This window comes from Allokutzneria multivorans, from assembly GCF_039537405.1.
Classification (GTDB): Bacteria; Actinomycetota; Actinomycetes; order Mycobacteriales; family Pseudonocardiaceae; genus Allokutzneria; species Allokutzneria multivorans.
In genome coordinates this window covers 864,021-886,316 of sequence record NZ_BAABAL010000005.1, presented here as the reverse complement: position 1 = coordinate 886,316, position 22,296 = coordinate 864,021, and the positions used below count along the sequence as shown (strand labels likewise).

Here is a 22,296-nt window from a genome sequence, read left to right as displayed (position 1 = left end):
AAAAGGGGGCGCTTAATGAGCACCATCGGTTCCCAAGGATCGCCTGTTACTCCCGAGGTCTGGGAGCAGCAGGAGATGCGGGACGCGCTGGCAGCGCGGGACGTGTCCTCCGTGTACCGCCTGCTCCGCAGGCACGGGGTCTCCCAGCGCCAGATCGCGGCGCTGACCGGGCAGTCGCAGTCCGAGGTCTCGGAGATCCTCAAGGGTCGCCAGGTCATGGCCTACGACGTGCTGGCCAGGATCGCCGACGGCCTCGACGTGCCGAGGGGCTACATGGGCCTCGCGTACGACGGGGGCACGGCCATGAGGGTGGTCGGTCCTCCCGACGACCCCCAGGCCGAGGAGGAAGAGTCGGTGAAACGGCGCATGTTCCTCGCCCACGCCGCCGCCATCACGATGGGCGCGTCGGTGTTCGGCGACAAGCAGGGCCACTGGGTCACCAACCCGACGCAGACCCCCGCCCGCGAGCGGATCGGCAAGACCGACGTCCAGCAGGTCGAGGCCGCGACCAAGGCGCTGCGCGCGCTCGACTACCAGTACGGAGGGGGCACCTGCCGCGACGCGGTGGTCGCCCAGCTGTCCTGGGCCGAGCAGCTGCTGCGCGCCGACGCGGCCGAACCCGTTCGCCGCAGGCTCCAGCTGGCGCTCGCCGACCTGCACAGCCTCGCGGGCTGGACGTCCTTCGACACCGGCATGCTCGACCCGGCGCGCAACCACTTCGGCAAGGCGCTGCAGTTCGCCAAGCACAGTGAGCACAACGAGCTGGTCGCGAACATCCTCTACCGGATGGGCCGCGTGTACCTGCACTACGAGGCGCCCAACGACGCGCTCAAGCTCTTCCAGCTCGGCCAGCTCGCCGCGCAGGACTCGGGTTCCGCGCTGACGGTGGCCGTGCTCTGCGCGAACGAGGCGTGGGCCTACGCGATGATGGGCAAGCGCGACCAGGCCATGAAGATGGTCGGCCGCACCAAGGACGAGTTCGCCCGCGCCGACTTCGCCACCGCGCCGGACTGGGTCAAGTTCTTCACCGTCAACGACCTGCACGGGATGATCGGCTCGGTGCACCACTCGCTGGCGGGCATCGAGGAGTTCCGCGCCAAGCACGCGCCGCTCGCCGTGGCCGAGCTGATCAAGTGCACGCAGGGCTACGAGTCCGACATGAAGCGCACCCACGTGTTCGGCCTGAGCATGCTCGCCGCCGACCACATCCGGGCGGGCGACGTCGACCAGGGCCTGCGCGTCGGCAGGGTGGCCTTCGACATGGGCGAGGGCGTGAACTCGGTGCGGGTCGCCGACCGGATGAACCACATGCAGGAAGAGGCGGGCAGGTACCAGCACATCGGTGACGCCAAGGAGCTCGCCGCCGACGTCCAGCAGTTCCGGCTGCGCACCGGCTCCCCGCACTTCCGGGGCAAGCTCGCGCCCGGGAACCCCAGTACGTGACGGTGGACGTGCAGGCGGGGACGAGCGGGCGCTACACCCGCCCGAAGCTCGCCACCGCGTTGCGGGCCATCTGCGACGCGGTCGGACTGGATTCCCGGGGAGCGCGGCTGCTGCGCTTCGTCAACAACGCGGTGTTCCAGCTCTCGGCCCAGCCCGTCGTGGTCCGCATCGTCCTCTCCCCGTCCCTTCGGCATAGAGCTGACAACGTTGTCAAGGCCGCGACCTGGCTCGCTGAGCACGACGTGCCCGCCGTGCGCCTGCTGCCGGGCATCGCCCAGCCGATCGAGGTCGACGGCCACCTCGCGACGCTGTGGCAGTCGGTCCCGGAGAACGGTCCCCGGCCGACCGGCTTCGACCTGGCGCGGTTGCTGCGCCGGATGCACGAGCTGCCGCACGCGCCGTTCAGCTTCCACCGGTGGGAACCGCTGCTGGACGTGCGGCGAAGGCTCGCCGACGCCGAGGAGCTGGACGGCGGCGACCGGGACTTCCTGGAGCTGCGCGTCGACGAGGTCGAGTCCGAGCTCGCCTCGCTGCGGTTCCCGTTGCGCCAGGGCGCGATCCACGGGGACGCCCACCTCGGCAACCTGATCTCCGGGAGCGCGGAGATGCTGCTGTGCGACCTGGACTCGGTCTGCGTGGGGCCGCGCGAGTGGGATCTGACGCCGCTCGCGGTCGGCATGCTGCGCTTCGGGCACGGCACCGAGCGGTACCGGGCGCTGGCGCGCGGGTACGGCTTCGACGTGACGCGCTGGCCGGGCTTCCGGGTGCTGCGGCAGGTGCGGGAGCTGAAACTGACAACGGGCGTGCTGCCGATCCTGCGCAGCAATCCGGATGTCCGTCCTGAGTTGGCGCGTAGGCTGAAAACCTTTCGTTCGGGTGACATGTCAGCCAAATGGACGCCTTACCAGTGAGCTGCCTGGCAGCCGTGCTCACCGCCTTGTGGACGATGCCAAGCATGACAATCGTTCCCCAGAATGAGTTTGTCCGTAACGCAATCCTTCTGTAGGACGACATGCGGATGTCGGGGCTAGGTCAGGCCCCGCGCTCTGGTTACCGCCAGTAATGGGCGGTTTCTCTCGGCGGGTCACGGTGTGTGCACAGCGGAGGGGTGGAGATGGTGTTGGGCATCGGTGGGCTCACAGGCAGGAAGTGGCACAGTCGCCGCGCGCTGCAGGCAGCGGAGATGTTGGACGAGGTCGTCGACAGCCAGTTGCCGCTGGTGACGGAGCTGTCCGAGGAGAGCAGGCGGCGTTCCGCCGAGTACCTGTCCGAGCTGGTCATGCTGGCTCAGGACTACCGGCACTTCGCCGCGGGCTGGATCGACCAGGCTGAGCTGGAGCGCAGGGGCAACGCCACCGTCGCGCGACTGGAAGTGCTCAGCAAGCACCGCCTTCCTGCCCGGTTGACCGAGCAGGACTGAGCAGGACCGAGCAGAACGGCCGTCCGTCCGACGTGGGGGCGCAGACGAACGGCCATCACCGACTTCGACCGGGTGGGGACCTCCGTGATTCCCCGCCGCCGGTCACCGCAGGCACCTCAGCCGGGAGCCGCCCGTCCGAGCGCGGCGCCCAAGCCCACAGCAAGGGCCATGACCAGCAGTTCCGCCGTGATCCAGCCCGCGAGGACCAGCCGTGAGCGCGCAGAGGCGCCCGGCGAGAGCCCGGGCAGCAGCCGGAAGCGCAACTGGGCGCCGAACACGGCGAGCACGGCGAGCAGCACCGCCTTCACGATCACCAGCCAGCCATAGCCCGTGCCGGTCAGCGCGTCGAACAGCGGCCTGTCCACGCGCACCGAGAGCTGGACGAGCCCGCTCACCACGCCGCTGACCGCGACCGCGGCCAGGCAGCAGGCGGCGAGCCGGGAGAACTTCGGCAGCACGCTCGCCAGCAGCGCGCGGTGCGGCGCCACCAGCAGGAACACCGCGAGCAGACCGCCGACCCACGCCGAGGCCGCGAGCACGTGCACCGCCGTCGCCAGCATCGCCGGGGTGTGTCCAGCAGAGCCCGCCGCGTGGCCGGTGAGCGGCAGCGCGACCACGCCGAGCAGTGCCACCACGACGGGCAGCTCAACCGGCACGGTCCGGCTACGCGTGGTGACGAGGCTGAGCACGCCGAAGGCCAGGCCGCAGCCCGCGGTCACCAGGAGTGCTCGACCACTGCTGACCTGCGAGGAGTACTCCGCCAGATCGCCGATGCGCAGGCCGAGCCCGTTCGGCGACAGCTCGGCGGCTTGCCACCAGAGCAACGCGAGCGCGGCCAGCACCCAGGCGGCGCCGAGGACCACGCCGGCCCGCTGAGCGGTCGCCGCCGTCGCTGACGCCCTGCGCTCACCTCGGAGCAGCCACCCGAGCACGCCAACACCGACCGCGCCGATGCCGACCGCGTCCACGAGCAGCCGCACCACGGGCAGGCCGATCCGGACCACGGCGCTGTCGGGCAGGCCGGGCAGCGCTGCGGGAGCGGTGGCGGCGACCCCGGCGAGCACGCTCGCGAGGGCCGCCACCAGCACGCCCGGCAGCAGCAACGTCCGGCCGCCGCGAAGGAGCACGGCCTAGTCCCGCGCGGTCGCGCCCCGGGAGAACCGGAGTGCGACCACGACGCCGACGCCGAGCAGCACCGCGGCTCCGGCGAACCACACCCACACCGGGATGCCGCCGTTCGCATCGGCCTGGCGACCGGCGACAGCGGTCACGGTCGCCGCCTCCGAACCACTCGGCTTGGGCGCGGCCGAATCGGGCTTGGAGTTCGACAGCGGGGTGCCGGGGCCGTCCTTGGTGAGGCGGAAGGACAGCTTGTCGCCGACCGGGTGGCCGTCGGCGGAGAGGATCCGGAAGGCGATCGTGTACTCACCGGCCGGGCCGAGCGGGGCGACCGGGACGGTCACCGTGGTGTTCTCGACCTTCGGCTTCTCCGTGGCCCACCTGGTGTCGCCGGGGCCGGTCAGGGTCACCGTGTTGACCAGGTCGGCCGCCTGGACCTGCTGGTCGAACACCAGTTTCAGCTCGGTCGGGCTGACCTCGACCTGGGCGTTCTTCTTCGGGCTGCTGTCGACGAGGACGTTGTGCGCCAGCGCGGGGCCGGCGCTGAGCACCAGCGCGAGGCCCGCCACCAGCAGTGCGCCGAGTGCGCGCCTCATGCCGAGGTCGCCTTGCGGCTGCGCGCGATGGCGCCGATGCCGAAGCCGACGCCGAGCGCGCCGACGACCAGGCCCGCGCCGCCGAGCATCCGCGCGGTGTTGTCGGCGGTCTCGGTCTTCGCCGCGGCATCACCACTGCCACCGCCGTGCGAGTGCGAGCCCGCGGCAGCCGCCTTCGGGGTCAGCTTGAGGACGGGGGCGGGGCGCTCGGGCTCGGCGCCGTTGGTCGGCAGCTGCTCCCACTTGACGACCTTGCCGTCGTCGTAGGTCTGCGTGGTGGGCATGACCAGCTTGTCGGTGTTCTCCGGGAGCTTGCCGAGGGAGACCTCGAACTCGGCGAACTCGTTGTTGCCGATCTTCACGCCGGGGTCGGCGGTCCAGGTGACCGTGCGGACCGCCTCGGTGATCTTGGTGCCGTGCGATTCCACCGGCGTGGCCAGCGGCGCCTTGGTGACCTCGGCCTTCCAGCCGGGCACGGCCTTGGTGCGCACGGAGGTGAGCGGGTGCTCGGCGGGCAGGGAGACCTCGATCTTCACGGTGCCCGCGGTCGAGGACTCGTTCGGCACGCGGAAGGCGACCTTGGTGTAGCCGCCCTGCTCGGCGGTGCCGGGCTGCGCCGTGACGTGGGCGAGCGCGGGGGCCGCGGTGAGCAGCGTGGCGACTCCGGTGACGGCGAGCACGCCGAGGACGCGTCGGTATGACGACATGGCTTGGTGACTCCTGATGCGTTGGGAAGGGGGTGAAGGCGCGTTTCAGGAGGTCAGCGGTGGGCCGCGGCGGGCGTGCGCCCGGCGCAGGAGCACGTCGAGCGCGGTGAACAGCCCGGAGCGGGCGGGGATGACCGCGAGCAGCGGCGCGAAGACCGGCGGCCGCGGTGAACGGCGGGGGAGCACGGCGCCGAGCGCGGCGGCCATGCCGAAGATCGCCGACTCGGCGCCGACGAGCAGCAGCGCGGTGATCAGGGTCGCTGCGGCGTGCGCGGCGAACATCGTCCACGAGTCGATCACCTCGGTCACCGCGCCGTGCTCGTGCAGCGTCAGCGCGTTGAGCAGCAGGTGCGTCGCGAGCTGGGCGGTGCCGAGGGTGGTGAGGATCGCGAGCGGACCGCGCCGCTTGTCGGCGAAGGCGACCGCGACGGTGGCGATCAGCACGGTGAGCAGCGCGGTCAGCGCGGTGTCCGGGGCGGAGCCGCCCGCCGCGACGTGGCCGACGGTGGCCAGCGCGGCCGACGTGGTGGCGAGCAGACACCCGCGGAGCGCCCGCAGCGCACCGCGGACCGGGACCAGCCGTACCGCCACGAGCAGTGAGCGTAAGTCCTCTACCCATCGCGCGGGTGACCAGCGGGCTCACCTCACGTGATCAACAGTGCTGATCACGGGTTTGGGCGACCTCGGATCGGGTAATCCCTGCGCCGTTCTCCGTGGCATCACACGGACGGGCTAAGCAGCGCGGACGCAGCTGCCGCGGTTGTTGCGCATCGCGGAACTGATTGCGACTGATGGAGCAGAAAGGGTGTCGGTTAGGCCACGCCGACGGTGAGTCCGGTTGACCCCGCTACGCCGAACGGGTCAGGTTGGGATCGCTGAAGGCGGTCGGGGCCGGTCTGTGAAGACGGGTTCGCCTGGGGCGACGGGTCCGGCCGCGTGGCGCTTCTGTTCGCTTTTGTGAAGGAGGGCGCGCCTAGCGGCGCACTGCATCGTGGCTACCGAGAACCCAGAACACCAGCGACAGGAAGACCACCGTCCCCTGGAACCTGAGGGGGCCACGACACTGCCCGGCGAACCGAGGACGCCGTCGCTGGCCGAGCGCCCCGCGCGGCTGGACCCCGTCGTGTTCGGGGTCGCGGCCGTCGTCACGCTCGCCTTCATCGGCTGGGGCGTCTTCGGCACCGAGAGCCTGAGCACCGTCTCCGGCGCCATCCTGAAGTGGATCATCGCGAACGCGGGCTGGGCCTTCGTGCTCGCCGCATCGGGCTTCGTGGTCTTCGCGCTGTGGCTGGCGCTGAGCCGCTACGGCAAGATCCCGCTCGGCAAGGACGGTGAGGAACCGGAGTTCCGCACCGTGTCCTGGGTGGCGATGATGTTCAGCGCCGGTATGGGCATCGGGCTGATGTTCTACGGCGTCAGCGAACCGCTCTCGCACTTCACCAACCCACCGCCCGGCACCGTCCCACCGATGACGGACGAGGCGCTGGAAACGGCGATGGCCACCACCCTCTTCCACTGGACGCTGCACCCGTGGGCGATCTACGCGGTGGTCGGGCTCGCCATCGCCTACGGCAGCTTCCGCAGGGGCAGGCGCCAGCTGATCAGCGCCGCGTTCGAGCCGCTGATCGGCAAGAAGCAGGCCAACGGTCCCATCGGCAAGGCCATCGACGTGATGGCGATCTTCGCGACCCTCTTCGGCTCGGCCGCCTCGCTCGGCCTCGGCGCGCTCCAGATCGGGCGCGGGCTGAAGGAGGTCGGCTGGATGGAGTCGGCGGGCACCACGGTGCTCGTGCTGATCATCGTGGTGCTGACCATCGCCTTCATCGCCTCGGCGGTGTCCGGTGTCGCCAAGGGCATCCAGTGGCTGTCCAACATCAACATGGTGCTGGCCGGGCTGCTCGCGCTGTTCCTGTTCGTGGTCGGCCCGACGGTGCTGATCCTGAACCTGCTGCCCGCCTCGATCGGCCACTACTTCGCCGACGCCGCCGAGATGGCCGCGCGCACCGCCGCCAGCGGTGGTGACGCCATGGCCAGCTGGCTCGGCGACTGGACGATCTTCTACTGGGCGTGGTGGATCTCGTGGACGCCGTTCGTCGGCATGTTCGTCGCGCGGATCAGCCGTGGCCGCACCATCCGCCAGTTCGTCAGCGGCGTGATCCTGGTGCCCAGCATGGTCAGCCTGCTGTGGTTCGCGATCCTCGGCGGCACCGCGCTGAACTTCCAGCGCAACGGCGTCGACCTGGCGGGTGCCAGCGGCCAGGAGGCGAAGCTCTTCGGCGTGCTCCAGCAGTTCCCTGGCTGGGCGGGCATCGCGAGCGTGGTGGTGATGGTCCTGGTGGCGATCTTCTTCGTGTCCGGGGCCGACGCGGCCTCGATCGTGATGGGGACGCTCTCGCAGCGCGGCTCGATCGAGCCGAAGAAGTCCGTCGTGGTGTTCTGGGGTGCGCTGACCGGCGCGGTCGCCGCGGTGATGCTGATGGTCGGCGGGGCGACGGCACTGGACGGCCTGCAGAAGCTGACGATCATCGCGGCCGTTCCGTTCGCCGCCGTGATGGTGGCGATGTGCGTCTCGCTCGCCAAGGATCTGCGCAGCGATCCGTTGGTGCGCAGGGAGAACAAGGGCCTCGAGGTCGTGGAGGCGGCCGTCATCCAGGGCACCGAGCAGTACGGCGAGGAGTTCGCGCTGGAGATCTGCGAGGGCAACGGCGCCAACGGGAACGGCTCCAGCAACGGCAAGGTGCCGGTCGCCGAGGCTTCCAAGATCACTGAGAACGAGGCGCTGCGGTGAGCTTCTGGGAGTTCCTGGCTTCCCGGTGGGAGCAGGTGCTCGTGGACGCCTCGCTGCACGCGAGCGCCGTGCTCCAGTGCACGGTGATCGCCGCGGTGATCGGGGTCCTCGTCGGCGTCGGGGTGTACCGCAGCCCCGGAGGTTCGGCGGTCGCGACGGCGCTGACCAGTGCCGTGCTGACCATTCCGTCCTTCGCCCTGCTGGGCCTGCTGATCCCCGTGCTGGGGCTCGGTGTCGCTCCGACGGTGACCGCGCTCGTGCTCTACGCGCTGCTGCCGATCGTGCGCAACACCATCGTCGGACTGTCCAGTGTGGACAGATCGGTGACGGACGCGGCGCGCGGCATCGGGATGAGCAGGGCCGGTGTGCTGACGCGGATCGAGCTGCGGCTGGCGTGGCCGTCGATCCTCGCGGGCATGCGGGTCAGCACGCAGATGCTCATGGGCATCGCGGCGATCGCCGCGTACGCCAAGGGACCCGGGCTCGGCAACCTCATCTTCTCCGGCCTGCAACGGGTCGGCGGAGCGAACGCGGTGAACATGGCGGTCGCCGGAACCCTCGGCGTGATCGTGCTGGCCCTGGTGATCGACGGGCTGTGGGTGCTCGTCGGTCGACTGACCACCCCGAGGGGGATTCGGTGAACGGCAAGACCGGTGTGGAGATCCACCTCGACAACGTCAGCAAGCGCTACTCCGGCCAGAAGACCGCGGCGGTGGACGAGGTCACCATGACCATCCCGGCGGGGGAGACGGTGGTCTTCGTCGGCCCCTCCGGCTGCGGCAAGACCACCACGATGAAGATGATCAACCGGCTGATCGAGCCGAGCGGCGGGCGGATCACCATCGGCGGCGAGGACGCGCTCAAGCTCGACCCGGACCAGCTGCGGCGGCGGATCGGCTACGCGATCCAGCAGGCGGGCCTGTTCCCGCACATGACCGTCGGGCAGAACGTCGGCGTGGTGCCCGGCCTGGTCGGCTGGGACAAGAACAAGATCGCCGACCGGGTGGAGGAGATGCTGGACCTGGTCGGACTGGAGCCCAGCGAGTTCCGGGACCGCTACCCGCGCCAGCTCTCCGGCGGCCAGCAGCAGCGCGTCGGCGTGGCAAGGGCGCTCGCGGCCGACCCGCCGGTGCTGCTGATGGACGAGCCCTTCGGCGCGGTCGACCCGATCACCAGGGGCAACCTCCAGGACCAGTTGCTGCGGCTGCAATCCGAGCTGGGCAAGACGATCGTGTTCGTCACCCACGACTTCGACGAGGCCGTGAAGCTGGGCGACCGGATCGCCGTGCTGGGGGACCGCTCGAAGATCCTCCAGTACGACACCCCGGACGCGATCCTGGCCAACCCGGCCGATGACACCGTTGCCGGATTCGTCGGCGCGGGCGCATCGCTCAAGCAGCTCACGCTGTTGCGGGTGCGCGACGTCGAGCACGGCGACGTGCCGACCGCGACCGTCGACGACTCGCCGGAGCAGCTGCGCGAGCGCGTCGGCAAGGGCAGCGGGCTCCTGCTCGACGCGCGCCGCAGGCCGTTGCGGTGGGTTTCCGCGCGCGACCTCGGGCCGGGGAAGTCCTTGCGCACGGCGGGACGCCCGGTGGAGGACAGCGTGTCCGAGGCGTCGACGTTGCAGGACGCGCTCGAAGCGATCCTCACCGACGACGACGGGCAGGCGGTCGTTGTCGGCACCCGGGGCGAGTACGTCGGCGTCGTGGACATCGACACCGTCATGACCACGATCCGCCAGCTCCGAGAAGAGGCAAGGGCGTGACCGGCGACGTGATCTTCCCAGCGGAGGCGGCATCATGACCGCGCCCACCGCCGAGCGCGGTTCGCGCCGGGCCGAGCGGATCAGGCTCTACGCCCAGCCGCTCATCGTGCTCGGCATCGTCGGCGTGGTGCTGGCGTGGGCGTTCAGCAGCGACCTCGACGACATCGAGAAGCGCAGCATCAACGCCTCGACCATCCTCTCGCTCACCTGGCAGCACGTGGAGATCACCGCAGTGGTGACCGCACTCGTGCTGGTGGTGGCGGTGCCGCTGGGCGTGGTGCTGACCCGTCGGTGGGCGAAGCCGCTCGCGCCGCTGGTGCTCGGCATAGCCAACATCGGCCAGGCCGCGCCTGCGGTCGGTCTGCTGGTGCTGTTCTTCCTGGCGACAGGGTGGACCGGGTTCTGGGTGGTGGTGCTGCCGACCGCGCTCTACGCGCTGCTCCCGGTGCTGCGCAACACGATGGTCGGCCTCCAGCAGGTCGATCCGTCGCTCGTCGAGGCGGGCAGGGGGATCGGCATGTCCGGCTTCTCCGTGCTGCGGCGCATCGAGTTCCCGCTCGCCGTGCCGTTCGTGCTGGCCGGTCTGCGGACCGCGCTCGTGCTCGCGGTCGGAGTGGCGACGCTGGCGATGCTCGTCGACGGCGGCGGGCTCGGCGTGATGATCGATACCGGCTACAAGCTGCGGCGCACGTCGGTCCTGGTGGTCGGCGCGGTGCTCGCGGTCGCGTTGGCCCTGCTCGTGGACTGGCTCGGCGCGTTGGCGGAACAACTGCTCGGACCGAGGGGGCTGCGATGAGGAAAGCTGTCGCTGTACTGGCGTGCGTCGCGCTGCTGTCGGGGTGCGGGCTGTCGGCGGGATCGTCGGTGCCGCTGGAGGTGAAGCCCGGCAGCATCCGGCCGATCCCGCAGCTGCGGGACGTGGAGATCACGGTCGGCTCAAAGGACTTCAGCGAGCAGATCATCCTGGGCTACCTCGCGGAGTTCGCGCTGACCGCCGCGGGCGCGAAGGTCCGCGACCTGACCAACATCTCCGGCTCCAACTCGCAGCGGGACGCGTTGACCAGCGGGCAGATCGACCTGGTGTGGGAGTACACCGGCACCTCGTGGATCAGCTACCTGGGCAACACCGACGCGATCCCGGACGCGGCAGCGCAGTTCGAGGCCGTGCGCAAGGCCGACCTGGAGAAGAACAAGGTCGTCTGGGTGAACATGGCGCCGCTGGACAACACCTACGCGTTCGCGATGACCAAGCAGAACGCGCAGCGCCTCGGCATCAAGACCACCTCCGACATCGCCAGGCTGGCCAAGGAGAACCCGGCGGAGGCGACGTTCTGCGTCGAGACCGAGTTCGCCAACCGCAACGACGGGTTCCCCGGGCTCCAGCAGACCTACGGGTTCTCCGTGAAGAAGGAGAACGTGCGGACGCTGGCCACGGGCGCGATCTACCCGGCGATGACCGACAGCAAGATCTGCAACTTCGGCGAGGTGTTCACCACCGACGGGCGCATCCTCGCGCTCGACCTGGCCGTCGTGGAGGACGACAAGAAGTTCTTCCCGCGCTACAACGCCGCGCTGAACATCCGGCAGGAGCTGTTCGAGAAGCACCCGGAGATCGCTGAGGTGATCAAGCCGATCGCGGACAGGCTGACCAACGACGTGATGCTCAGGCTCAACGCCCAGGTGGACGTCAACGGCAAGGACCCCGCCGACGTGGCCAGGAACTGGCTGGTCGAGCAGGGCTTCGTGACCCTGACCGGGCCCGTGGTGACGCGCGGCTAGCTGACCCCGAAGCGGCGCAGCAGCTCCGCTTCCATCCGGTCCAGCTCCGCCGCGACGCTGTGGTGGGCCGCCTTGCGCCGTGCCGTCGGCATGCGCTCGGCGGCCCGCACCGCCGAGGCGAGCTGGACGAGTCGCTGCTCGCTGTCAGCGGCGAACTCGTCCGCCTCGGGTGTGGAGCGTCCGCTCGTGCGCAGGTCACCGATCGCGTTGCCGACGCCGACCAGGCGCGCGTGCAGCGCACCGCCCTTGCCGGAGAACTGGGCGAGGCTGTCGACGGGGACGCCGAGCTTGCGCGCCCGCATCTGGTCGTAGCGCTCGCGCGCCACCGACGCGGCCTTCAGCGCGATCGGCGCGAGCACCGGGATCAGCACCTTGCCGACGCCGATCAGGTTCTTCGTGTTGCTGGCCGTGAGCTTGGGAACTCGCCGCTTGCGCGCCATCCTGCCGTCACCTCCGCGATCTCCTGGCCACACTATGGCGCAGCGGCGGGCACGGCAGCGCGGCGCGCGGGTCAACGATTGGTGATCGAAGCCGGAGTACCTGCCACTGATCTCGGGCGGGGCACCTACCCTGGGGTATGTGAGTTCTCAGGTGTTGCTGGACGCGGGGGTGGTGAACCGCTGCCGACGTCGCGTGCACCTGGAACACGACCCGAACATGGCGGACGTGCCGAAGGCGCCGACCGATCCGGCCGGTGCCCAGCGGATGGCCGACGCCCAAGCGCACCGCAGGGCGGTCGCCGACCGGCTCGCGCGCGGCCTCGGAGCGCAGTGGGCCGAGGTGCCGACGGGGGAGTCCGCCGCCGACCGTGAACGCGTCACCCTCGCGCTGCTCTCCGCCGGTGCGCCGTACGTGTGGGGCGGGCTGCTGCCCGCTGACCCGCTCGGCGGCCGTCGCGGCGGGGTCGAGCTGCTGGTGCGCAGTCCCTACGGCGGCTACGTGCCGCTGATCGTGGTGCGGCACAAGGTCTCCGACCCCGGCTCCGGCGCGAGGACCTCGCCGCTGAGCCTGCCCTACCCCGGTGGCGCGCGCTCCGACCCGCTGCGCAAGGTCCGCCCGCAGCCCCGTGACCAGCTGAGGTTGGCGCACGCCACGCGGCTGTTGCAGGCCAGCGGTTTCGCCGCGTCGGGGAGGGCGACCGGCGGGGTGATCGGCATGGACGCCGACGTGGTGCTCTGGCACGACCTCGAAGCACCGACCTGGCCCAACGGCCGCACCGCGCTCTCGGAGTACGACGCCCGCTTCGCCGACCGGCTCGCCGTTGCTCGGGCGGCCCGCGCGGAGGCCGACCCGCTCGCAAGGCCCTCGCGGATCGTGGAGTGCAGGACCTGCCCGTGGTGGCCGACCTGCGAGTCGCAGCTGCGCGACACCCGCGACGTCAGCCTGGTGGTGCGCGGTGAGGACGCGGCGGCGCTCCGAGGGATCGGAGTGTCCACTGTGGACAGGCTGGCCGAGCTCGACCCGCGCGCGGAGGCGCCGGTTCCCCTGGTGGGCATGCCGTTCGAGGACTCCGTGCTGCTGGCTCGCGCGTGGCTGCGGGGGATGAACCTGGTGCGCCGCGTCGAGCGGATCGACGTGCCGCGCGCCGATGTCGAGGTCGACGTGGACATGGAGAGCTTCGGCGACTCGGGCGCGTACCTGTGGGGCTGCTGGCTCTCCGGCGCGGACGTCGACGAGGGGCAGGGCTACCGCGCCTTCGCGACCTGGGAGCCGCTGCCGACCGAGGACGAGGGCCGCTCGTTCGGCGAGTTCTGGACGTGGCTGACCGGCATCCGGGTGCGTGCGCGTGCGCGCGGGCTGAGCTTCCGCGCCTACTGCTACAACGAGCTCGCGGAGAACCGGTGGATGCTCTCGAGCGCGGAGCGCTTCGCCGGGCAGCCCGGAGTGCCGACGGTCGCCGAGGTCAAGGCGTTCATCCACTCCGGACAGTGGGTCGACCTGTTCGGCATCGTGCGCGACCAGTTCCTGTGCGCCAACGGCAAGGGCCTCAAGACGATCGCGCCCGCCGCGGGCTTCCACTGGCGGGACCCCGAGGCGGGCGGCGAGAACTCCATGCGGTGGTACCGCGACGCGGTCGGGATGGACGGCGAGGCGCCCCAGTCCGACCAGCGGCGGCGGCTGCTGGAGTACAACGAGGACGACGTGATGGCCACGTGGACCCTGCGCAGCTGGATGAGCTCCGAGGGCGCCCACGAACTCCCGTTCGCGGGCGACCTCTGAGGGTTTTTTCTAGCGCGGCGCCATGCGGAGGGCGCCGTCCATGCGGATGACCTCGCCGTTGAGGTAGTCGTGCTCGACGATCATCGCGGCGAGCTTGGCGTACTCCTCCGGCTCGGCGAGGCGCTTCGGGAACGGGACGCCCGCGGCGAGGCCCTCGCGGAACTTCTCGTCGACACCGGCCAGCATCGGGGTGTTGACCAGGCCCGGGGCGATGGTCATCACGCGGATGCCCTTGTTGGACAGGTCGCGCGCTGCGGGCACGGTCATGCCGACGACGCCGCCCTTGGACGCGGAGTAGGCGATCTGGCCGATCTGGCCCTCGAAGGCCGCGACCGAGGCGGTATTGATGATGACGCCGCGGTGACCGCCCTCGAGCTCCTCGGTGGTGGCGATGGCGGCCGCGGTCAGGCGCATCACGTTGAACGTGCCGACCAGGTTGATCTCCACGACCTTGCGGAACAGGTCGTAGTCGTGCGCCTCGCCCGCCTTGTTCAGGATGCGGCCTGCCCAGCCGACTCCCGCGCAGTTCACCACGACGCGCAGCGGGCCGGCGGCGTTCGCCTGCTCGATGGCGGCCTGCACCTGCTCGGGGTTGGTGACGTCGGCCTCGACGTAGGTGACGCCGTCCACCTGGTCGGCGGTCTTGATGGAGTTCTCCAGGTCAAGCGCGAACACGCGCGCTCCCTTGGCGGCGAGGGCGCGGCTCGTGGCCGCCCCGAGGCCGGAAGCACCACCGGTGACGATCGCAGCGGTGTCGGTGATCTGCATGCCTGTCCTCTCAGCGTTGAGAAGGCGGCCCGAGCTGCCGCCCGCGCTGTGAGGCTACGGGGTCCAAGCGAGCGCTTGGGAGGTGAGATGGCTTACCGTCGGCGGGCCTCCACGGTGTGCAGCACGGCGACCAGCGGCACGGCCGCCAGCAGCGCGAGCCCACCGAGGAGGGCGAGGATTCCGAGAAGCTCCATGGAGAAATCCTGGCTGCCCGCACACTGCGTGAGCATCGGCCATGTGGCCAGTGGAGATCAGCGAACGGGCGACCTGACTCGTTACTGAGCGTGACTCAGCGGCGGCCGGGCGGGCAGATCCGGTCGATCTCCTGGAGGTCCTCGGCGCTCGGCCGCCAGCGCGAGCCCTCGGCGTTGCCCTTGATCTGCTCCGCGCTGGTCGCGCCCGCCATCACCGAAGCCACCGAGGGCTGGTGCGCCAGCCAGCCGACGGCGAGGTCGACCATGGAGATCCCGCGCTCCTCGGCGAACCCGCGCAGCGCGTCGATGCGCTCCCACGGGGCGTCGGAGAGCAACCGCTCCCTGCCGACGAGGCGGCTGCCAGCAGGCGGCTCGGCGTCGCGCTGGTACTTGCCGGTGAGCAGGCCGTTGGCCAGCGGGAAGTACGGCAGCAGGCCCAGCCCGAAGCGGGTGCACGCGGGGATCACGTCGCGCTCGGCCTCGCGCTCCAGCAGCGAGTAGTGGTTCTGCGCGGAGATGGGCGCGACGTGGTTGGTGGTCTTCGCCGTCCACGCGGCGTCGGCGATCTGCCAGCCCGCCAGGTTGCAGTGCCCGACGTAGCGGACCTTGCCCGAGCTGATCAGGTCGTCGGCCGCGGCCAGCGTCTCCTCGACCGGGGTCGACGGATCGGGCCGGTGCAGCTGGTAGAGGTCGATCCAGTCGGTGTTGAGCCTGCGCAGCGAGGACTCCACGGCCCTGGTGATGTAGCGCCGCGAGGCCCGCGCGCCGAAGTCGGGGCCGTTGGTGCCCTGCATGTCCATGCCGAACTTGGTGGCGATCACCGCGTGCTCGCGGACCCCGGTCAGCGCCTGTCCGAGCAGGTCCTCGCTGCGGCCGCGCGGCGCGCCGTAGACGTCGGCGACGTCGAAGAAGGTCACCCCGGACTCCAGAGCGGCGTTGATCACCTCGCGGGTGCCCGCCAGCGACTCCGTTGGTGTGCCGGGCCTGCCCAGGTTGTTGCACCCGAGGCCGACGGCACTCACGACGAGGCCGGAATTACCTAGACGACGCTGCTCCACAAGCCGATGACCCTAATGCCCGGTTACCGCTCAGTCACTCCCAGTTGCGCAGAATTGGCCGGTTGGCGATGCGTCCGTGCACGATGCCAGGATGCCAGGGCTGTGGTCCGCTCTTCAGTCCTCTCTTCCCTGGCCGCCTCGGGGGTGGTGTCGTGTTCGCCCGTCGTATCGCCGTTGTCGGCTCCGGCTATGTCGGACTGACGACGGGCGCGTGCCTTGCCTCGCTCGGGCATCGCGTGACCTGCGCGGACGTCGATCCGGAGAAGGTGGACCGGCTGTCGGCGGGCCGCGTCTCCATCCTGGAGCCGGGGCTGAGCGAGCTGGTCGCGGAGGGGCTCGCGGCGGGACGGCTGGAGTTCGTGCTCGGCGCGAGCAAGGCCGTGCTGGACGCCGAGGTCGTCTTCATGTGCGTGCCGACCCCGATGGGCGTCGGCGGCGCGGCCGACCTGGTGGCCGTGGAGTCGGTGATCTCCGAGGTGCGCGACCTGCTGCCCGCTGGCTGCGTGGTGGTGAACAAGTCGACCGTGCCCGTCGGCACCGCCGAGCGCATGCACCAGCTGCTGAACCGCCCGGACATCGCCGTGGTGAGCAACCCGGAGTTCCTGCGCGAGGGCAGCGCGGTGCACGACTTCCTCAACCCCGACCGGATCGTGGTCGGCTCCAGCGCCCAGGACGCGGCCGAGCGGGTCGCGGCGCTCTACGCGCGGCTCGGCGCGCCGACCGTGCTCACCGACGCGCCCAGCGCCGAGCTGGTCAAGTACGCGGCGAACTGCTTCCTCGCGATGAAGCTGTCCTACGTCAACGCGATCGCCGAGCTGTCGGAGCGGTTGGGCGCCAACGTCGCCGACGTCACCGAGGGCATCGGCTACGACCGCAGGATCGGCCAGGCGTTCCTCCAGCCCGGGCCGGGTTGGGGCGGCTCCTGCCTGCCGAAGGACACGCACGCGCTGATCCAGGCCGCCGACGCGGTCGACTTCGACTTCATGCTGCTGCGCGCCACCATCGACACCAACACCCGCCAGCGGCAGCGCATCGTCACCAAGATCCGCGAGGCCTGCGGGGGATCGCTGGACGGCGTGCGGCTCGGGCTGCTCGGGCTGACGTTCAAGGCGGGCACCGACGACCTGCGCGACTCGCCCGCGCTCGCCGTCGCCGAGCTGCTGCGCGACGAGGGCGCCGAGCTGACCGCCTACGACCCCGGTGTGGCCGGAGCGGTTCCGGGCGTGACCGACACCGTGCGCGTGGTCGACGACGCGTACGAGGTGGCCAAGGGGGCGGCGGGCCTGGTGCTGCTGACCGAGTGGCCGGAGTTCCGCACGCTGGACTGGGCGCGGGTGGCTTCGCTGCTGGAGGGCCGGGTCGTCGTGGACACCCGCAACCACCTGGACCCCGACGTGCTCCGCCGCGCGGGGCTGAGCTGGCGCGGCGTCGGCATGCAGCCCGTGGACTAGCTGTTTCCAGCTCGCACCGGTTCCAGCGTGGGGGTCGGCTTGACCTGGGCCCCTTGCGCGTGCCCCTGGGCATGACAGGGGCACGGGTGGAACACCCGGCCCTCGCGCGAGCGTATGGCACGCGCACCCCAGGTAAAGCCGACCGGAGTTTGGTTGGCGGCTGGCGGTTTCTGGGCCGTGGCGGGTGGCAGCGGTGGTTTGCTGGTCTTCAAGTACAGCGAACCCGCCTGTTGATCATCGTTAAGTGCGGCAAACCCCTGAGTGAAACGGTTTTGTAACGGCGTTCTGAAACGGTGTTATGCTTGCGGGCATGGCACCGTTGATCGCACTTCTCGCTGGTTGGGGTCTTGCGCGCGTCGTGGGACTGCTCGGAGTCGACGTCCTGGACGGGTGGCAGTCGGCGCTGCGGGTGGGCGTCGCGCTGATGTTCCTGCTGACGGGCTTCGCGCACTGGTCGAAGCTGCGCGCGGGCATGATCGCGATGGTTCCGCCGTGGCTGCCGAACCCGGGTCTTCTGGTCACGGTCACGGGCGTGCTGGAGATCGCGGGCGCGGTCGGGGTGCTCGTTCCGGCGACGGCTCGCATCGCGGCGATCTGCCTCGCGTTGCTGCTGCTGGCGATGTTCCCGGCGAACGTCCACGCGGCGGTGAAGCGGATGGACTTCGGCGGACGACCCGCGACGCCGCTCGTTCCGCGCACGGTGATGCAGGTCGTTTTCGTGGCGGCCTGTGTGGGTGCGGCGCTCTGAATCGATACGGTACTTAGCAAGTCTAACGACTTCGCCTAGGTTGGGAGCGTGTTCACGACCAGGCCCGAGCTCGTCGGGACTTACGGCATGGTGGCCTCCACGCACTGGCTCGCCTCGGCGGCGGGCATGGCGGTGCTGGAGGACGGCGGCAACGCCTTCGACGCGGCGGTCGCGGCGGGCTTCGTCCTCCAGGTCGTGGAGCCGCACCTCAACGGCCCCGGCGGCGAGGTGCCCGCGCTGTTCGCGACGGCGGGCTCCGACAGCGTCGAGGTCCTGTGCGGCCAAGGCGTCGCCCCGGCGGGCGCGAGCATCGGGCACTACCGGGACCAAGGGCTCGACCTCGTCCCGGGAACGGGGCTGCTCGCGGCCACGGTGCCCGGCGCTTGGGACGGCTGGCTGACTCTGCTGCGCGATCACGGCACGCGCTCGCTGCGCCAGGTCCTCGGTTATGCGATCGGCTACGCGCGCGACGGCTTCCCGCTGATCGACCGCGTGCCGATGACGATCGCCACGGTCGCTGAGCTGTTCACCGAGCACTGGCACAGCTCGGCGGCGATGTGGCTGCGCGACGGCAAGCCACCGGCTGCGGGCAGTCGCTTCACCAACCCCGTGCTGGCCGACGTGTGGGAGCGCCTGCTCGCTGAGGCGGATGCGGTCAACGGGCGTGAAGCGCAGATCGATGCTGCTCGACGTGCGTGGTCGCAGGGCTTCGTGGCGGAGGAGATCGACGCGTTCTGCCGCACTCCGGTGCGCGACGACTCCGGCGGTGATCACGCGGGAGTGCTGACGGCGCAGGACATCGCGAGCTGGCAGGCGTCCTACGAGGCGCCGCTGACGGTCGACCTCGCGGACGGCTGGGCGCTGCACAAGATCGGCCGATGGAGCCAGGGGCCGACGCTCGCTCAGCAGCTGCGGCTGCTCGAAGGCCGTTCTCTGTCCTATGTGGACGGTGTGGCGACGGCGGACACCGTGCACCAGGCGGTCGAGGCGACGAAGCTCGCGTTCGCCGACCGGGAGGCTTGGTACGGCGACGATCCCGACGTGCCGATCGACGCGCTGGTGTCGCGGGCGTACGCGGCTTCCCGCGCATCGTTGATCGGCTCGCGGGCGTCGTTGGAGCTGCGGCCCGGCTCGCCGGAGGGACGGAGCGCGGCGCTTCCGTCCTATGTGGACTCCGGGCGGGCCGCTGAGCCGGTCAGCTCGGCGGTAGGCGTTGGCGAGCCGACGGTGTCGCGCACCGGCACCACGCGCGGCGACACGGTGCACGTCGACGTGGTGGACCGCTGGGGGAACATGGTGTCGGCGACGCCCTCCGGCGGCTGGCTCCAGTCCTCGCCGACGATCCCCGCGCTCGGGTTCTGCCTGGGCACGCGCGCGCAGATGTTCTGGCTCGACGAAGGACTGCCGAACTCCCTCGCGCCCGGCAAGCGACCGCGCATCACGCTCAGCCCGTCCATGGCCAGCAGGAACGGCCAGCCGGTTCTCGCCTTCGGCACGCCCGGTGGGGACCAGCAGGACCAGTGGCAGCTGTGCTTCTGGTTGGCGCACACCGTCGGCGGGCTCAACCTCCAGGCCGCGATCGACTCGCCCTCCTGGCACTCCAACGCCGTGCCCAGCTCGTTCTACCCGCGCAACTGGACACCGGGGGAGTTGGTCGTGGAGTCACGGCTCGGCGCTTCCACGATCGCCTCGCTGACGGAGCGCGGGCACCGCGTCGTGGACGGCGGTGCCTGGTCGCTGGGCAGGATGTCGGCCGTCGCGCGCGACCCGGAGACCGGATTCCTTTACGGCGCGGCCAATCCGCGCGGGAACCAGGGCTACGCCGCCGGGCGGTGAACGCCGGTCAGGAGTACTCGGCCCTGGCGATCGTTCTCGTCATTTCGGGGAAGCTCCGCTTCTTGCCGTTCGAACAGGACACCTCATCCCAGGTCGACGGCCTCTCCCCGACGAATTTGAGAACTATCTTGTGGCCACTCGCCGCCCAGCAGCCGGTGATCTTAAGAAAGTCGATCGTTTCCTTACCCTTCTTTTTCCGGCACTCCCAGCCGTTCCTCTTCTCCTTGAAGCCGACGATGCTTCCCTTGGGGCACGGGCTGTCTGCGGCAGCGGCGACCGGCACTGCCAGCAGGCTTGCCGCGATGGAGAAGGCGGAAGCAAACGCGAAAGTTTTGCGCATGTGATTACTCCTTGGAGTGGCTTGATTAAATAGCCTACTCTGCGGGTGTGCGGATCGCGCGGCGGGGATTTGATTTCGCCTCTGGTCGAATTCTCGGATTTCAATCAGGGCTGCGCCGCCGGGCTGATCGGTTCGGCCACACCCGAATGGCACTCGCGAACCGGAACGGGGAGAACCCGCAGCGCATCTCTGTGGGTGTCCTGGTTTCTCAGTTGGGAGTTGTGGTGAAGCATTTTCGTCGGGCCGCGCTGGCCGGAGTCGGACTGGCGGTCCTCGCGCCGTTGCTGACGGTCGCCCCCGCATCGGCCCGTGACTACGCGCCGACTTGTGTGACGTGGAAGGACAACCAGTGGAAGGCACGCATTGAGGTGACCAACCACTGCAAGAGCACCCAGCGCGTCAAGCTGGTGATGAAGTTCGCGACGGACAGCGACTGCAAGGTCTACAAGCCCGGCCAGCGCAAGGACCACTACAGCTGGAGCGCGCGGGTCGACCGCCTGGAGCGCTGCTGACGAAACCCAGCGGCTCGTTCAGCGCACCCCCAGTGCGCTGAACGAGCCGTTGTGCCGAGTCAGCCCACGCGGGCGTTGGCGTGCAACGCGATCGCGTCGTGCGCGGCCACGTCGGCGCGGAACCAACCGCCACTGTCCACTGTGTACACAGGGCCGGAGCACTTGCCGCCGGAGAAGTCCCCGTGGATCACGTCGCAGTACTTGCCAGCAGGCAGCGGGGTGCGGAACGAGCGGCCGGTGACGGCGGAGCCCTCGTCGTTGAGCACGAGGTAGCCCTTGTCGCCGCGACCGAAGGTGATCAGGTCGTTCCCGTTGTCCCACCAGCTGTTCACGTTCGTGCCGCGCACCGCGTTGTGGAAGCCGATCATGTTGCCGATCACCTGCCACCGGTGCTCGCAGCGCCAGCCGTCGGCGAAGCAGGTCGTGTTCTTGGTGCGCCCGGCGGCATCGCTCGGCGGACCCTGGTCGGTGTTGGCGAACTCGTAGGAGCTCATCACCTGCGGGGTGCCGTACGGCCACGCCAGCACGAACGCGTTGGCCAGGGCGTAGCGACCGCCGTCCTTGTGCGTCAGCACCGGGTGCCCGCGCTGCGTGTCGTGGTTGTCGGTGAACACCACGGCCTTGTCGCTGGGCAACGAGGAGCCGAAGGTGCGCAGGTGGGACAGCTTCTCCTGGTTGAAGATCCGCGCGAGGTCGTAGCCGTAGGAGAACACCTTCACGTCGCCGTTGGGCAGGTACTCCTCCGGCACGATCGGTTCACCGGCGGCGAAGGTCGTCTCCTGGAAGATGTAGGCCGGGCGCGAGAGCTTGGCCTTGATCGCGCCGATGTCCGCCGACGCCATGTGCTTGGCCGCGTCGATGCGGAACCCGTCGACCCCGAGCGAGAGCAGGTCGTTGAGGTAGCCCGCGATGCGGTTGCGCACCGGCTCGCTCTCGGTCTTCAGGTCCGCGAGGTTCACCAGCTCGCAGTTCTGCACCTCGAAGCGGTCGAAGTAGTTCTTGATGTCGTCGTTGCCGTTGCGACCGCAGTGGTGGAAGTCCTTGTCGGCGTAGATGCCGGGGTAGGAGTAGTGGTCGTAGCCGCTGCCGGCCCAGCCCTTGCCCGGCACGTCCTGACCGGCCATGTGGTTGATCACGGTGTCGACGTAGACCTGCACGCCCGCCGACTTGCAGGAGCGCACCATCGAGGCGAACGCGGCGCGGTCACCGCGGCGGCTCTCGATCTTGTAGCTGACCGGCTGGTAGTCCTGCCACCACGGGCTGCCGAGGTCCGGGCGCACGACGTGCTCCTGCGGCGGGGACACGTGCACGGCACCGACGCCGCGCGGACCCAGAAATTCTTTGCACTCCTTGGCCACCGACGGCCAGTTCCACTGGAACAGCCTGACGATCACGTCCTTGCCGCCCGGCGGCGCGGCTGATGCCGTGACCGGCGCTAACAGGGTGGCCGCAAGCAGGGAAGAAGCGGCCAGAACGAGCTTTCGCATCGAGACCTCGCAGCACTGGGAGGGGGCGATCGCTCGATCATGCAGGGGATGGCGGATTCAGG

22 protein-coding genes are annotated in these 22,296 nt (G+C 70.1%); 13 read left to right on the top strand and 9 right to left on the bottom strand.

Annotation, left to right across the window (positions count from 1 at the left end; translation table 11 throughout):
• The first annotated feature begins 15 nt into the window (after positions 1 to 15).
• The 3 genes from ABD798_RS08175 to ABD798_RS08165 all read left to right on the top strand — a co-directional run bounded on the left by ABD798_RS08175 (position 16) and on the right by ABD798_RS08165 (position 2,863).
• Positions 16 to 1,443 (top strand): NsdA family TPR-like regulatory protein, encoded by a 1,428-nt coding sequence (locus ABD798_RS08175; RefSeq protein WP_344872269.1) that lies wholly within the window; start codon positions 16 to 18, stop codon positions 1,441 to 1,443.
• Positions 1,440 to 2,354, top strand: coding sequence for a phosphotransferase enzyme family protein (locus tag ABD798_RS08170; RefSeq protein WP_344872267.1), 915 nt, complete (start codon positions 1,440 to 1,442; stop codon positions 2,352 to 2,354). Before ABD798_RS08175 ends, ABD798_RS08170 begins: the two co-directional genes overlap by 4 nt.
• 203 nt (positions 2,355 to 2,557) lie before the next feature.
• On the top strand, positions 2,558 to 2,863 hold the full coding sequence (locus ABD798_RS08165) for a hypothetical protein (RefSeq protein WP_086823420.1): 306 nt from the start codon (positions 2,558 to 2,560) through the stop codon (positions 2,861 to 2,863).
• Between the two features lie 116 nt (positions 2,864 to 2,979).
• Here the strand turns inward: ABD798_RS08165 and ABD798_RS08160 are convergent, their stop codons facing one another.
• Genes ABD798_RS08160 through ABD798_RS08145 form a run of 4 tightly spaced genes read right to left on the bottom strand, consistent with a single transcriptional unit; the run spans position 2,980 to position 5,876 of the window.
• On the bottom strand, positions 2,980 to 3,990 hold the full coding sequence (locus ABD798_RS08160) for a copper resistance D family protein (RefSeq protein WP_344872265.1): 1,011 nt from the start codon (positions 3,988 to 3,990) through the stop codon (positions 2,980 to 2,982).
• Positions 3,991 to 3,993: 3 nt separating this feature from the next.
• Positions 3,994 to 4,578 carry a copper resistance CopC family protein gene (locus tag ABD798_RS08155; RefSeq protein WP_344872263.1) on the bottom strand — a complete coding sequence of 195 codons (585 nt, stop codon included), beginning with the start codon at positions 4,576 to 4,578 and terminating at the stop codon, positions 3,994 to 3,996.
• Positions 4,575 to 5,285: a YcnI family copper-binding membrane protein gene (locus ABD798_RS08150; RefSeq protein WP_344872261.1), complete on the bottom strand. Its 711-nt coding sequence runs from the start codon at positions 5,283 to 5,285 to the stop codon at positions 4,575 to 4,577. Before ABD798_RS08150 ends, ABD798_RS08155 begins: the two co-directional genes overlap by 4 nt.
• Positions 5,286 to 5,330: 45 nt before the next feature.
• Positions 5,331 to 5,876, bottom strand: coding sequence for a hypothetical protein (locus ABD798_RS08145; protein ID WP_344872259.1), 546 nt, complete (start codon positions 5,874 to 5,876; stop codon positions 5,331 to 5,333).
• A gap of 499 nt (positions 5,877 to 6,375) precedes the next feature.
• Between ABD798_RS08145 and ABD798_RS08140 the strand changes: the two genes are divergently transcribed.
• The 5 genes from ABD798_RS08140 to ABD798_RS08120 are packed head-to-tail and all read left to right on the top strand — an operon-like array spanning position 6,376 to position 11,620.
• Positions 6,376 to 8,073 carry a BCCT family transporter gene (locus tag ABD798_RS08140; protein ID WP_344872930.1) on the top strand — a complete coding sequence of 566 codons (1,698 nt, stop codon included), beginning with the start codon at positions 6,376 to 6,378 and terminating at the stop codon, positions 8,071 to 8,073.
• A complete protein-coding gene (locus ABD798_RS08135) occupies positions 8,070 to 8,714 on the top strand; it encodes an ABC transporter permease (RefSeq protein ID WP_344872257.1) in 645 nt (214 codons plus the stop codon). The genes ABD798_RS08140 and ABD798_RS08135 overlap by 4 nt, the downstream gene beginning before the upstream one ends.
• Positions 8,711 to 9,841, top strand: a complete 1,131-nt coding sequence (locus tag ABD798_RS08130; protein ID WP_344872255.1) for an ABC transporter ATP-binding protein — start codon at positions 8,711 to 8,713, stop codon at positions 9,839 to 9,841. The genes ABD798_RS08135 and ABD798_RS08130 overlap by 4 nt, the downstream gene beginning before the upstream one ends.
• A 34-nt stretch (positions 9,842 to 9,875) precedes the next feature.
• A complete protein-coding gene (locus ABD798_RS08125) occupies positions 9,876 to 10,637 on the top strand; it encodes an ABC transporter permease (protein ID WP_344872253.1) in 762 nt (253 codons plus the stop codon).
• A complete protein-coding gene (locus tag ABD798_RS08120; protein ID WP_344872251.1) occupies positions 10,634 to 11,620 on the top strand; it encodes a glycine betaine ABC transporter substrate-binding protein in 987 nt (328 codons plus the stop codon). Before ABD798_RS08125 ends, ABD798_RS08120 begins: the two co-directional genes overlap by 4 nt.
• Here the strand turns inward: ABD798_RS08120 and ABD798_RS08115 are convergent.
• Positions 11,617 to 12,060: a DUF6474 family protein gene (locus ABD798_RS08115; protein WP_344872249.1), complete on the bottom strand. Its 444-nt coding sequence runs from the start codon at positions 12,058 to 12,060 to the stop codon at positions 11,617 to 11,619. The two genes, ABD798_RS08120 and ABD798_RS08115, sit on opposite strands and share 4 nt — an antisense overlap.
• 139 nt (positions 12,061 to 12,199) lie before the next feature.
• On the opposite strand from ABD798_RS08115, the gene ABD798_RS08110 reads away from it, so the two are divergent.
• Complete coding sequence (locus ABD798_RS08110) at positions 12,200 to 13,840, top strand: TM0106 family RecB-like putative nuclease (protein WP_344872247.1); 1,641 nt, start codon at positions 12,200 to 12,202, stop codon at positions 13,838 to 13,840.
• Between the two features lie 9 nt (positions 13,841 to 13,849).
• Here ABD798_RS08110 and ABD798_RS08105 read toward each other — a convergent pair whose 3' ends face one another.
• Both ABD798_RS08105 and ABD798_RS08100 read right to left on the bottom strand, forming a co-directional pair.
• Positions 13,850 to 14,608 carry an SDR family NAD(P)-dependent oxidoreductase gene (locus ABD798_RS08105; RefSeq protein ID WP_344872245.1) on the bottom strand — a complete coding sequence of 253 codons (759 nt, stop codon included), beginning with the start codon at positions 14,606 to 14,608 and terminating at the stop codon, positions 13,850 to 13,852.
• Positions 14,609 to 14,897: 289 nt separating this feature from the next.
• Positions 14,898 to 15,860 (bottom strand): aldo/keto reductase, encoded by a 963-nt coding sequence (locus tag ABD798_RS08100; RefSeq protein WP_344872243.1) that lies wholly within the window; start codon positions 15,858 to 15,860, stop codon positions 14,898 to 14,900.
• Positions 15,861 to 16,012: 152 nt separating this feature from the next.
• On the opposite strand from ABD798_RS08100, the gene ABD798_RS08095 reads away from it, so the two are divergent.
• From ABD798_RS08095 to ABD798_RS08085, 3 genes are all read left to right on the top strand, one after another.
• Complete coding sequence (locus ABD798_RS08095) at positions 16,013 to 17,311, top strand: UDP-glucose dehydrogenase family protein (RefSeq protein WP_344872241.1); 1,299 nt, start codon at positions 16,013 to 16,015, stop codon at positions 17,309 to 17,311.
• 310 nt (positions 17,312 to 17,621) lie between these two features.
• Complete coding sequence (locus tag ABD798_RS08090; protein WP_344872239.1) at positions 17,622 to 18,059, top strand: DoxX family protein; 438 nt, start codon at positions 17,622 to 17,624, stop codon at positions 18,057 to 18,059.
• A 48-nt stretch (positions 18,060 to 18,107) separates the two neighbouring features.
• On the top strand, positions 18,108 to 19,895 hold the full coding sequence (locus ABD798_RS08085) for a gamma-glutamyltransferase family protein (RefSeq protein ID WP_344872237.1): 1,788 nt from the start codon (positions 18,108 to 18,110) through the stop codon (positions 19,893 to 19,895).
• Between the two features lie 7 nt (positions 19,896 to 19,902).
• Here ABD798_RS08085 and ABD798_RS08080 read toward each other — a convergent pair whose 3' ends face one another.
• Entirely contained in the window at positions 19,903 to 20,235 is a 333-nt protein-coding gene (locus tag ABD798_RS08080) for a hypothetical protein (RefSeq protein WP_344872235.1), read from the bottom strand.
• Between the two features lie 224 nt (positions 20,236 to 20,459).
• Between ABD798_RS08080 and ABD798_RS08075 the strand changes: the two genes are divergently transcribed.
• The gene (locus tag ABD798_RS08075) at positions 20,460 to 20,747 is read left to right on the top strand and encodes a hypothetical protein (protein WP_344872233.1); all 288 of its coding nucleotides are present in this window, start codon (positions 20,460 to 20,462) and stop codon (positions 20,745 to 20,747) included.
• Between the two features lie 59 nt (positions 20,748 to 20,806).
• Here the strand turns inward: ABD798_RS08075 and ABD798_RS08070 are convergent, their stop codons facing one another.
• Entirely contained in the window at positions 20,807 to 22,234 is a 1,428-nt protein-coding gene (locus ABD798_RS08070; RefSeq protein ID WP_344872231.1) for an alpha-amylase, read from the bottom strand.
• Positions 22,235 to 22,296 lie beyond the last annotated feature (62 nt).